Origin of the sequence: Bradyrhizobium iriomotense (assembly GCF_018130765.1) — a bacterium.
Lineage (GTDB): Bacteria > Pseudomonadota > Alphaproteobacteria > Rhizobiales > Xanthobacteraceae > Bradyrhizobium > Bradyrhizobium iriomotense_A.
In genome coordinates, this window is record NZ_JAFCJZ010000025.1 from 28,480 (window position 1) to 39,701 (window position 11,222).

Below are 11,222 nucleotides of genomic sequence, written 5' to 3' on the forward strand. Positions count from 1 at the left end.
AAAGATGGTGGGCACGCTTTCGCTTTGCCCACCCTACGAGAGTTGCGCTAGCTCGCCTCCGCCAGCCGCACCGTCTCGGTGCTGCGGTAGATCGCGAGATCCCGCGAGCCGACGAAGATCGCGCGCGGCTTCAATCCATAGAAGCGGCGGATCGAGTGGCTGAAATGCGTGGAATCGGGATAACCGATGTCCTGCGCGAGATGGGCGAGGTTGAGGTCCTGGTTGGCGAAGTGCAGCAGGTGCCGCGCGCGCTTCCAGGCCCGGAAGGAGCGGAACGAGATGCCGGTCTCTTCCTTGAACAGGTGCAGGAAGCGCGAAGCGGAGAGGCCTGCCTCAGTGGCGCAGGTGTCCGCCGTCACCGGCTCGCCGGAGAAGCGCTCGATACGGGCGACCGCACGCGTGACGCGCGGGTCGAGCACGCGGCGCGGCAGCGCCTCGCCAAAACACATCTCGTCGAATTCGGCGGTGGTGATGTCGCCGTAACGGCGCTGGCGCAGCAGCGCGTAGGCGGCGAGAATCTTGCGGGCGTAGACGGCACGATCGGGTCCGGTCAGCCGCTCGGCCAGGGCCTCGATCACGCCATCGGGCATGCTCTCGGGCTCGAGCGTCACGCTGATTGCGGTACGATAGTCGCTGGCAATGGAATGCCGCTGGTTCGGCAGGGTGACGAACAGCTCGCCGGTGGCGAGGGTGTCATCGATGGTCAGGTGCAGATTGCCCTTCACCGCCACATAGACGTGGCAACAGCCCGGGGTCCGCTTGCGGGGGCGGCCGAGCAGGCCGGCATAAAACACCCGCTCCGGCGTGATCAGCATCAGGTGGTCGGATTCGCGACCGTTATATTCCATTGGGCTCCTCCTCGCGCGGCTCTCTGGCCGCTGCGGACGGAGGTCACCTTAGCGGAAATTTGGGCGCTGTCACGACGGGATAGCGCTGTCAGGAAAACATGCGCAGTCGTTCCGGGGCGGTCCGCAGGACCGAACCCGGAACCTGGAGATTGTTGCACGAGATTCCGGGTTCGATGCTTCGCATCGCCCCGGAATGACGGCCTCCCTTTACGCCCTCACCCGCGGCGCAACATTCTGCTCGACGCCGGCCTTTTGCTCCGCAGCAACGGCGCGCTTGAAACCGTCGCGCTGCTGCAGGCGGGCCCAATAGGCTGCGACATTTGGCCCAAAATCCTTGGCGAGGCCGATACTGACGGCGAGGCGCAGCGCATAACCAATGACGATATCGGCGGCGGTAAAGCGGCCGGCGCACAAGGTTTCGGCATTTGCGGTCGCTGCCTCAACGGCGCGCAGCCGCCCCAGGAACCACTTTGCATAATCGGTGGCGACCTGCGGATTGCGGCGCTCCTCCGGCTCGAGCTGGGTGTATCGGAGCACCAGCGTCTGCGGGAAGGTTAATGTGGCGTCGGAAAAATACATCCAGTTCAGGAACGCGCCATAGGCGGGATCCTCGGGGCCGACCATCAGGGGCGTCGGACCGTATTTGATGCCGAGGTAGTGGCAGATGCCGGAGGATTCCGTCATCTTCGTCTCGCCGTCGATCATGAAGGGGATCGTGCCGAGCGGGTTGAGCGCGAGATAATCCTTGGCGAAGACGCGCGGCGGGAATGGCAGCATCTTCAGCTCATAGGGCAGCCCCATCTCCTCCAGCATCCAGAGCGGGCGGAACGAGCGCGCGGCGTCGCAGTGATAGAGCGTGATCATGATGCATTCCCCTTGCTGCCTGGCAGCGTGCCCATCATCTTGCACAGGACCATCAGCATGACCTCGTCGGCACCGCCGCCGATCGAGGTCAGGCGGCTGTCGCGATAGGCACGGCTGACCGGCGTCTCGTTGGTAAAGCCCATTCCGCCCCAATATTGCAAGCAGGCGTCGGTGAGCTCGCGGCCGAGCCGGCCGGCCTTGAGCTTGGCCATGGTCGCAAGCCGCGTCACGTCCTCACCGGCGACCAGCTGCTCGGCGGCGCGATAGATCAGTGCGCGCAGCAGCTCGACCTCGGTCTGCATCTCCGCCAGCTTGAAGTGCACGACCTGGTTGTCGAGGATGCTGTGGCCAAAAGCCTTACGGTTGCGCGTGTACTCGATGGTCTGGTCGATGATGTATTCGTGCGCCTTCAAACATGCCGCCGCACCCCAGAGCCGCTCTTCCTGGAACTGGATCATCTGGTAGGTGAAGCCCTTGCCCTCCTCGCCGATCCGGTTGCGCTTGGGCACGCGGACATTGTCGAAGAAGATTTGCGCGGTATCGGAAGAACGCATGCCCATCTTGTCGAGCTTGCGCGCGACGGTGACGCCCTTGCTCTTCATGGGCACGCAGATCAGCGATTTGTTGCGGTGAACGGGCCCGTCGCCGGTGTTGGCGAGCAGGCAGATCCAGTCGGCCTGGGTGCCGTTGGTGATCCACATCTTGCCGCCGTTGATGACGTAATCGTCGCCATCGGCGCGGGCATTGGTCTTGATCGAGGCGACATCGGAGCCGGCACCGGGCTCGGAGACGCCGATGCAGGCGACGTAGTCGCCGGAGATCGAGGGCGCCAGAAACTCGCGCCGCACCTCATCCGAGCCGAACCGCGCCAGCGCGGGCGTCGCCATGTCGGTCTGCACCCCGATCGCCATCGGTACGCCGCCGCAGGTGATCGCGCCCAGCTCCTCCGCCATCATCAGCGCATAGGAATAATCGAGCCCCGAGCCGCCGAATTCGACCGGCTTGTTCAGGCCGAGGAAGCCAAGGCTGCCCATCTTCTTGAACAGCTCATGCGCCGGGAAGATGTCGGCCTTCTCCCATTCATCGACGTGAGGATTGATCTCGTTGGCGATGAATTTTTTTAAGGAGCGGCGGATGTCGTCGTGGTCGGCGGTGAATAGCATTGTCTCTCAGCCTCGTCATTCCGGGACGCGCCTCTTGGCGCGGGCCCGGAATCCATAACCACGATCGTGAGTATGGATTCCGGGCTCGCTCCGCTTCGCTCGCGCCCCGGAATGACGCGAGGAGAGAGCGTTCATAGACCCATCTGCCGCGATGCCAGATCCTTCATGATCTCCTCGGTGCCGCCGCCGATGGCGTTGACCTTGACCTCGCGGTAGATGCGCTCGGCCTTGATGCCGCGCATGAAGCCGGCGCCGCCGAAAATCTGCACGGCTTCCGAGGCGCAGAACGCCATGGTCTGCGTCGCCTGGTTCTTCATCATGCAGATCTCGGCGACCGGACTCTCGCCCTGCTCCAGCCGCCAGGCCAGCATCTCCAGCATCGCCTGGGACGCTGCGACCTTCTGCGCCATGTCGACGATCTTGTGGCGGATGACCTGGTGCTGGGCCAGCGGCTTGCCGAAGGTCTTGCGTTCCTTCGCGTAGGCGATCGCTTCGTCGAGGCAGACGCGCGCAAAGGCGGTGCAGCTCGCGGCCATGCCCATGCGCTCGCTGTTGAAGTTCTGCATGATGATCTTAAAGCCCTGGCCCTCCTCGCCGATCAAATTCTCGGCCGGCACGCGGCAGTCGTCGAAATGCAGCGTCGCGGTGTCGGAGGCCCACCAGCCCATCTTCTTCAGTTTTGTCCTGGATAGGCCGGGCGTATCGCCCTCGATCAGGAGCAGGCTGACGCCGCCGGCGCCCTCGCCGCCGGTACGCACGGCAACAGTCAGATAATCGGCGCGCACGCCCGAGGTGATGAAGGTCTTCTCGCCGCTCACGACGTAGTGATTGCCATCGCGCCGCGCCTTGGTGCGGAGGTTTGCAACGTCGGAGCCCCCGCCCGGCTCGGTGATCGCGAGCGCGGAGATCTTCTCGCCTGCCAGCACCTGCGGCAGCACGCGCGCCTTGACCTCGGAACGCGCCGCACGGGCGATCGGCGGCGAGCCGATGGTGTGGCTCATCAGGCTGGCGCTGACGCCGCCGGCGCCGGCCCGCGCCAATTCCTGGCTCGCAACGATCTTCATGAACTGGTCGGCGGCGATGCCGCCATATTCCTCGGGGAATCCGAGCCCCAACAGGCCGATTTCGGCCGCCTTGCGATAGAGCTCGCGCGGGAATTCGCCGGCTTCGTCCCATTCATGGGCGAACGGAGCGATCTCCTTCTCGACAAAGCGGCGCATCACGTCGCGAAACGCATCGTGCTCGGAGGTATAGAACGGGCTCTTCATCGTGGTCTCGCCCTGTTGGCGGATTCGTCTCGTCCACCATGGCTGGAACATTTGCCGTTCACTTGCGCAGAGTGGCTGACCGGAGGAACCGCTCTGGAGCAGCTCGTGACCTAGCAACTCAACGCAAGACGATTTTCGCTCCTCGCTGGCCAACTCCAAATCAAAAAAGACGTAGTGCACAAACTCCGGCTGGCCCTCGCGGCCACGCCGGGCATGGTGCCCGGCAATAGGACTATGGCGGCACGAGACCGCCGAGGGAGGGATTTTTGGCCGTTCGTTACTACGACTGGATCGCCCACCATGGCCGCCGCACGCCCGGCAAGGTCGCGCTCATCGATCTCGCGAGCGAGCGCCGCTTCAGCTATTCGCAGCTCGACGCCCGCGTCTCGCGCCTCGCCTCGTTCCTGCGTCACACGCTGAAGGTCTCGCGCGGCGACCGCGTCGCGGTGCTGGCGCTGAACACGACCGATACGCTGGAGGTGCAGTTCGCCTGCGGCCGGTTGGGCGCCATCTTCGTGCCGCTGAACACCCGCCTCACCGTCCCCGAGCTCCAGTTCATCACCGCCGACTGCGCGCCGAAGGTGATGATCCACGACACCGATCTGGCCGAGACGGCGCTGAGCGTCGCAAAACTCTGCAACGTCGCGACCAGCCTGCTGCTTGGCCCGGGCGGCGCCTATGAGGCCGGCATCGCCGCTGCAAAGCCGCTCGACCGTATCGAGGAGGTCACGCTCGATGACGTCTCGACCATCATGTACACGTCGGGCACGACGGGGCATCCGAAGGGCGCAACCATCACCCATGGCATGACCTTCTGGAATTGCGTCAATCTCGGCGGCCCCGCCTGCATCGGGCCGTCGTCGGTGCTGCTTACCGTGCTGCCGCTGTTCCACACCGGCGGGCTCAATTGCTACACCAATCCGGTGCTGCACGCCGGCGGCACCGTGATGATCATGCGCGCCTTCGATCCCGGCACGGCGCTCGGCCTGATCAACGATCCCACGCAGGGCATCAACGTGTTCTTCGGCGTGCCCGCGATCTACCAGTTCATGGCACAGCATCCGGCCTTCGCGACGACCGACCTCAGCCGGCTGATCGTCGGCGGTGTCGGCGGCGCACCTATGCCGGTCCCGTTGTTGAAAGTCTGGGAAGCTCGCGGCGTCGCGCTGCAACAGGGTTACGGCATGACCGAGACCTCGCCGGCCGTGCTGGTGCTCGACCGCGAGGATGCGGCGCGGAAAGCAGGCTCCGCCGGCAAGCCGGTGCTGCACACCGAGGTGCGCATCGTGCGGCCCGATGGCAGCGATGCCGATGTCGGTGAGCTCGGCGAGCTCTGGGTCAAGGGGCCGAACATCACGCCCGGCTACTGGAACAGGCCGGAGGCAGACAAGACGTCCTTCACCGACGGCTGGCTGCACACGGGCGATGCGACGCGCGTCGACGAGGAAGGCTTCTACTACATCGTCGACCGCTGGAAGGACATGTACATCTCCGGCGGCGAGAACGTCTATCCGGCCGAGGTCGAGAACGTCCTGCACCAGCTCGGCGCGATCGCGGAAGCCGCCGTGATCGGCATTCCCGATCCGCAATGGGGCGAGGTCGGCCTTGCCATCGTCGCGGTCAAACAGGGCCAGCGGCTGACCGAAGCGGATGTGTTCGCGCATTGCGCGGCCAATCTGGCGCGCTTCAAATGTCCGCGCCAGATTCGCTTCGTCGATGCGTTGCCGCGCAACGCCACCGGCAAGATCCACAAGCCGACCTTGCGCAAGGACTTCTCCGTCGCCTCGGAGGTCGACAGGAAAGTCGCCAACGCCTGATCGAAGCGCCCCTTGCGGGCGCTTTTCTTTTTTGAAGTGCCTGCCCCAACCAACAAGAAACCCCAAGGAATTTCCATGAAGAACAAGAAACTCTCCCTGCTCGCCGCGGCGGCGGCCCTGACATTGCTCTCGACCCAGGGCGCCGAGGCGCAAAAGAAATACGACACCGGCGTCACCGACACCGAGATCAAGATCGGCAATGTCGAGGCCTATTCGGGTCCTGCCTCCGCCTACGGCATCATCGGCAAGACCGAGGAAGCCTACTTCAAGATGATCAACGACCAGGGCGGCATCAACGGCCGCAAGATCAACTGGATCTCCTATGACGACGGTTATTCGCCGCCGAAGACCGTGGAGCAGGTCCGCAAGCTGATCGAGAGCGACGAGGTCTTCCTGGTGTTCAACGCGCTGGGCACACCGACCCAGACCGCCGTGCAGAAATATCACAACACCAAGAAAGTGCCGCAGCTGTTCCTCGCCACCGGCGCCAGCAAGTGGAATGACCCGAAGAACTTCCCCTGGACCATGGGCTTCCAGCCCAGCTACCGGGTCGAGGCCCAGATCTTCGCAAAATACATTCTGAAGGAGAAGCCGGACGCGAAGGTTGCGATCTTCTATGCCAACGACGATTTCGGCAAGGATTACGTCGCCGGCATCAAGGACGTGTTCGGCGACAAGGCCTCGAAACTGATCGTGGCCGAGGAGAGCTACGAGACCTCGGAGCCGTCGATCGACGCCCATATCGTCAAGCTCAAGGGCACAGGCGCCGATGTCTTCGTCAACATCGCGACGCCGAAATTCGCGGCCCAGGCCATCAAGAAGATCGCGGAGCTGGAGTGGAGGCCGATGCATCTGATGACCGACGTCTCGGTGTCGATCGGCGCGGTGATGAAGCCGGCGGGCCTCGAGGCATCCGAAGGCGTACTGTCGGCCGGCTATCTCAAGGATGCGTCGGATCCGCAGTGGAAGGACGACGAGGGCATGAAGAAGTTCATGACTTTCATCGACAAGTACATGCCCGGCGCAAACATCTCCGACGCAAATCTGGTTTACGCCTATGCCGCGGCCCAGACGATGGCTCAGGTGCTAAAGCAGTCCGGCGACAATCTCACCCGTGAGAACGTGATGAAGCAGGCTGCCAGCCTGAAGGACTTCGTCCCCGACACGCTGATCCCGGGAATCAAGATCAACACCTCGTCCGCGGACTTCGCGCCGATCGAGCAGCTCAAGATGTGGCGGTTCAAGAAGGGCCAGTGGGAGCTGTTCGGCGACATCATCAGCGCGGAGCCGAGCGGCTAGCTCGCGGCGAACGGTCTGTGCATGGGAGTTGGCGACCGCGAGGCCGCCATCTCTTTATCCGCGGACCTCCGGGGAGAACCTATGCCGGCAGGAAGAGCGCGAACGGCTCTTCCACCGTGCGGCGCAGGTGCTTTCGGTACAGCTCATAGTTGGGATCGCCGGGCGCGACCCGTCCCAAGGACGGCTTCGGAATATTCCCGATCGGCACATACGCGATCGGCGCGGCGATCGGCGTCAGCTGCGAGCCGGGGCCGGCGCGGAGCGTCGAGATGATGCCATACATCTCGCCGGCGACCGTCGGCCGCGACACCGTGATCACGCGATGCTGACCGTGCTTGATGATGACGAGGTAGATGAAGCCGGACTGATGGGGAACGGCGACCTCGCCGGTGTGCTCATAGGCGGTATCGGTCCGATCGCCCTCGCGGAAGACCAGCGAGGAGACTTTCGGCTCCCAGACGATCTCGGTGCGGTAGGCGAAGATCGCGTCCTTGTCGCCGAAGGACGGGCGCAGCGTGATGTAGACGTCCTCGAGCCAGGTCACCGCGCGGTGCGCATAGGAGCCGAGGCTGTCGGGCGCGACGTCGTTTGCGGCAGGAGGCGTCACCACGGCGGCGCTCTTGCGCAAGGACACGCCCAGCGCCTGCTCCAGCCGGACCGTCGTCGCCAGCGTGAACGGCCGGCGGCCGCCGAGAACTTTTTCCAGCGTCGACAGACTAAGCTTGGCCTGCTCGGCCAGCGCCTGCCGGGAGATCCGGCGTCTGGCCAGCTCCTCGCGAATGGTCTCCGCGATCTCGCGGCTCTGCTCGTCTGAAAGCTGCTTGTCGGCCTGCATCTGCATCGTCAACCCTGCCCTGGGGAGTGCCATCCTAGCAGGGCGGACAAACCAGCACAAAACCGCACATGGCCGCCCCGGCGGCGGGCCCGTCCGGCTGGCGGCGGCGGAACATTGCCGATCATTCTGCTCGCGAAATCAGGCCCTCCCGGCGGATGCTGAAGGCCAGCGAACATGCCTCGGGAGCAGGCCAAATGAGCACCTACGACACTGCCGACAGCGACGAACACCCCCTGCTGGGCCGGCTGATCAAGATCGGATTATTCCTTCTCGCGCAGGGCATCGCGGTGATGCTGGTCGCGTTCGTGGCGCTGCTGGTGAGCTTCGGGACGGGTTGGTCGGCAACGACCGAACAGGCCAGCCTGCTCCAGCCCGGCGAGGCCAAATCCGGCAGCCTGCTGCTGAAGGAAGACGGCGCCTACACCGAGGCTATCCGCCTCGGCACCGACATCGACATCACGGTGTCAGGCCCGACGCTGCGCGCCCGCGTCACCCAAGTGTTCCGCAATCCGACCAAGGACTGGGTCGAGGCCACCTATGTCTATCCGCTCGCAACCAATGGCGCGGTCGACACGCTGAAAATGGTGGTCGGCGACCGCGTCATTGTCGGCGACATCAAGGAGCGGCAGCAGGCCCGCGTGATCTACGAGCAGGCGCGCAGCGCCGGCCAAAAGGCTGCGCTGACCGAACAGGAGCGGCCCAACATCTTCACCAATTCGGTCGCCAATATCGGCCCCGGCGAGACTGTGCTGGTGCAGATCGAATACCAGGAGCCGGTGCACCAATCCGGCAATGAGTATTCGTTGCGCCTGCCGCTGGTGGTTGCTCCCCGCTACAATCCGGCGCCGATCGTGCAGAGCGTGGACTTCCGCCAAGACGGCTCCGGCTGGGGCGCGACGACGTCGGAGCCTGTGCCGGATCGCGACCGCATCTCGCCGCCTGTGCTCGATCCTGCCAGGAATGCGCCGGTCAATCCGACCAGCATCACGGTGCGCCTGAAGGCCGGCTTTGCGCTCGGCGAGGTCAAAAGCCACCACCATAACGTCAAGACGGAAAGCCCTGATGATGCGACGCGCATCATCACACTCGCCGACGGCGCTGTTCCCGCCGACCGCGATTTCGAGCTGACCTGGAAGCCGGCTGCCGAGAAGGCACCGTCGGTCGGCCTGTTCCGCGAGCATGTCGGAGATGCCGATTACCTGCTCGCCTTCGTCACCCCGCCGAATGCCGAGCAAGCGACGCAGAAGCCGCTGCCGCGCGAGGTCGTGTTCGTGATCGACAATTCCGGCTCGATGGGCGGCACCTCCATCGTTCAGGCCAAGGCGAGCCTGCTCTATGCGCTCGGTCGCCTGCAGCCGAATGACCGGTTCAATGTGATCCGTTTCGACGACACCATGGACGTGCTGTTCCCGGCCTCGGTGCCCGCGGATGCCGCCCATGTCGGCGAAGCCACTTCGTTCGTCAGCGCGTTGCAGGCGCGCGGCGGCACCGAGATGGTGCCGGCAATGCGTGCGGCACTCACCGACAAGATCAGTGACACGAACATGGTTCGCCAGGTCGTATTCCTGACCGACGGCGCGATCGGCAACGAGCAGCAATTGTTCGAGACCATCACGGCGATGCGCGGCCGCTCGCGCGTGTTCATGGTCGGCATCGGGTCCGCGCCCAACACCTATCTGATGACCCGCGCCGCCGAGCTCGGCCGCGGCGCCTTCACCCATATCGGCTCGGTCGAACAGGTCGAGGAGCGCATGCGCGGCCTGTTCGCCAAGCTGGAAAACCCCGCCGTGACCGGCCTCACCGCAAAATTCTCCGAGGCCAAGGCCGACATCACCCCGGCGATCATTCCCGACGTCTATCGCGACGAGCCGCTGGTGCTGGCGGCGAGGCTCGACAAGCTCGCGGGCTCGCTCGAGATCAAGGGCCGCGTCGGCGACCGTCCGTGGTCGGTGACGCTGCCGCTGCAGAACGCGGCCGAAGGCAAGGGCCTCTCGAAGCTCTGGGCTCGGCGCAAGATCGGCGATGCCGAAGTGGCGCGCACCCTGCGCGAGATGACGCCCGAAGACTCCGACAAGGCGATCCTGGCGCTTGCGCTCGACCATCAGATCGTCACGCGGCTCACCAGCCTCGTCGCGGTCGACAAGACGCCGAGCCGACCCGAAGGCGAACCGCTCAAGCTTGCCGACCTGCCGATCAATCTGCCGGCCGGCTGGGATTTCGAGAAGGTCTTTGGCGAGCGGCCGCATCTGGCGCCGACGCAATTGCGCGAACGCCATGCCGATGCGCGCAATCAGCCGGCGACGCGACGGCCGACGCCCGCCGCACCCGATGCGATCCGCCTGCCCAAGACTGCGACCTCGGCCGAGCTGAAGATGATCGCTGGCTTGATCCTGATCGTCCTCGCCCTGGTCTTGTTCGTGTTCAACCGGCGTCGGCCCTTGCTCACCGACGCCGCTTGAGAGAGGAGCACCCCGAACTCCTCTGTTAGCGCGCGCGGCTGCCCGTCCCATAACGGCCGCGCGCGCCTTTTTTGGAAGAGCACGGAAACAATGCCCCGCCTCATCTCTCCGCTGGTATTGGCGCTGATCGGCCTCTTTCTGTTCGGCGACGGCGCCTATATCCACGCCAAGGCGTGGCTGGCGCAGGTGTTGCTGGAGCGGGCGTTCGACCGAAGCATTGCGACGGGCCAACCAGTCAAGCCGTGGTCGTGGGCCGACACCTGGCCGGTCGCGCGGATCGAAGTCAAGCGGATCGGCGCCAGCGCCATCGTGCTGGAAGGCGCGAGCGGACAGGCGCTCGCTTTCGGACCCGGCCATATCCAGCACACGGCTGACGCGGGCGAACGCGGGATTGCCGTCTATGCCGCGCATCGCGACACGCATTTCCGCTTCCTGCGCAATGTTGCCGTGGGTGACATCATCGATGTCACACGCAGCGACGGTCAACATTTTCGCTATCGCGCAGATTCCACCGCCGTGGTTCGCTTCGATGAATCAGGTCTCGACGCCACGGCAGGCGGATTCGAGCTTGTTCTCGCGACCTGCTGGCCATTCGACGCGGTCACGTCCGGCCCCGAGCGCTACATCCTGCATGCAACATTGATTGGAGCCGACAGATAGATCGCCCGC

General features: G+C 64.6%; 9 protein-coding genes. 4 read left to right on the forward strand and 5 right to left on the reverse strand.

Going from position 1 to position 11,222, the window contains the following annotated elements; translation table 11 throughout:
* Window positions 1-47: 47 nt before the first annotated feature.
* From JQ635_RS32195 to JQ635_RS32210, 4 genes are all read right to left on the reverse strand, one after another.
* On the reverse strand, window positions 48-848 hold the full coding sequence (locus JQ635_RS32195; protein ID WP_211413810.1) for a helix-turn-helix domain-containing protein: 801 nt from the start codon (window positions 846-848) through the stop codon (window positions 48-50).
* 207 nt (window positions 849-1,055) lie between these two features.
* Window positions 1,056-1,712 carry a glutathione S-transferase family protein gene (locus JQ635_RS32200; protein WP_211413811.1) on the reverse strand — a complete coding sequence of 219 codons (657 nt, stop codon included), beginning with the start codon at window positions 1,710-1,712 and terminating at the stop codon, window positions 1,056-1,058.
* Window positions 1,709-2,875, reverse strand: coding sequence for an acyl-CoA dehydrogenase family protein (locus JQ635_RS32205; protein ID WP_211413812.1), 1,167 nt, complete (start codon window positions 2,873-2,875; stop codon window positions 1,709-1,711). Before JQ635_RS32205 ends, JQ635_RS32200 begins: the two co-directional genes overlap by 4 nt.
* Before the next feature lie 131 nt (window positions 2,876-3,006).
* Window positions 3,007-4,143 (reverse strand): acyl-CoA dehydrogenase family protein, encoded by a 1,137-nt coding sequence (locus JQ635_RS32210; RefSeq protein ID WP_211413813.1) that lies wholly within the window; start codon window positions 4,141-4,143, stop codon window positions 3,007-3,009.
* A 266-nt stretch (window positions 4,144-4,409) separates the two neighbouring features.
* Here JQ635_RS32210 and JQ635_RS32215 point away from each other — a divergent pair, with 266 nt between their 5' ends.
* Together JQ635_RS32215 and JQ635_RS32220 are read left to right on the forward strand one after the other, a co-directional pair.
* Complete coding sequence (locus JQ635_RS32215) at window positions 4,410-5,960, forward strand: acyl-CoA synthetase (protein WP_211413814.1); 1,551 nt, start codon at window positions 4,410-4,412, stop codon at window positions 5,958-5,960.
* Window positions 5,961-6,035: 75 nt separating this feature from the next.
* Window positions 6,036-7,259: an ABC transporter substrate-binding protein gene (locus JQ635_RS32220; protein ID WP_211413815.1), complete on the forward strand. Its 1,224-nt coding sequence runs from the start codon at window positions 6,036-6,038 to the stop codon at window positions 7,257-7,259.
* 79 nt (window positions 7,260-7,338) lie between these two features.
* Here JQ635_RS32220 and JQ635_RS32225 read toward each other — a convergent pair whose 3' ends face one another.
* Window positions 7,339-8,100, reverse strand: coding sequence for a helix-turn-helix transcriptional regulator (locus JQ635_RS32225; protein WP_211413816.1), 762 nt, complete (start codon window positions 8,098-8,100; stop codon window positions 7,339-7,341).
* Window positions 8,101-8,288: 188 nt separating this feature from the next.
* Between JQ635_RS32225 and JQ635_RS32230 the strand changes: the two genes are divergently transcribed.
* Together JQ635_RS32230 and JQ635_RS32235 are read left to right on the forward strand one after the other, a co-directional pair.
* Entirely contained in the window at window positions 8,289-10,553 is a 2,265-nt protein-coding gene (locus tag JQ635_RS32230; RefSeq protein WP_211413817.1) for a marine proteobacterial sortase target protein, read from the forward strand.
* Window positions 10,554-10,643: 90 nt separating this feature from the next.
* Entirely contained in the window at window positions 10,644-11,213 is a 570-nt protein-coding gene (locus JQ635_RS32235; RefSeq protein WP_211413818.1) for a class GN sortase, read from the forward strand.
* The last annotated feature ends 9 nt before the right edge of the window (window positions 11,214-11,222 follow it).

Excerpts from the sequence above, each read along its gene's own strand:
- JQ635_RS32195 (WP_211413810.1), bottom strand. The coding sequence starts at position 848 with ATGGAATATAACGGTCGCGAATCCGACCACCTGATGCTGATCACGCCG.
- JQ635_RS32200 (WP_211413811.1), bottom strand. The coding sequence starts at position 1,712 with ATGATCACGCTCTATCACTGCGACGCCGCGCGCTCGTTCCGCCCGCTC.
- JQ635_RS32205 (WP_211413812.1), bottom strand. The coding sequence starts at position 2,875 with ATGCTATTCACCGCCGACCACGACGACATCCGCCGCTCCTTAAAAAAA.
- JQ635_RS32210 (WP_211413813.1), bottom strand. The coding sequence starts at position 4,143 with ATGAAGAGCCCGTTCTATACCTCCGAGCACGATGCGTTTCGCGACGTG.
- JQ635_RS32220 (WP_211413815.1), top strand. The coding sequence starts at position 6,036 with ATGAAGAACAAGAAACTCTCCCTGCTCGCCGCGGCGGCGGCCCTGACA.
- JQ635_RS32225 (WP_211413816.1), bottom strand. The coding sequence starts at position 8,100 with ATGCAGATGCAGGCCGACAAGCAGCTTTCAGACGAGCAGAGCCGCGAG.
- JQ635_RS32230 (WP_211413817.1), top strand. The coding sequence starts at position 8,289 with ATGAGCACCTACGACACTGCCGACAGCGACGAACACCCCCTGCTGGGC.
- JQ635_RS32235 (WP_211413818.1), top strand. The coding sequence starts at position 10,644 with ATGCCCCGCCTCATCTCTCCGCTGGTATTGGCGCTGATCGGCCTCTTT.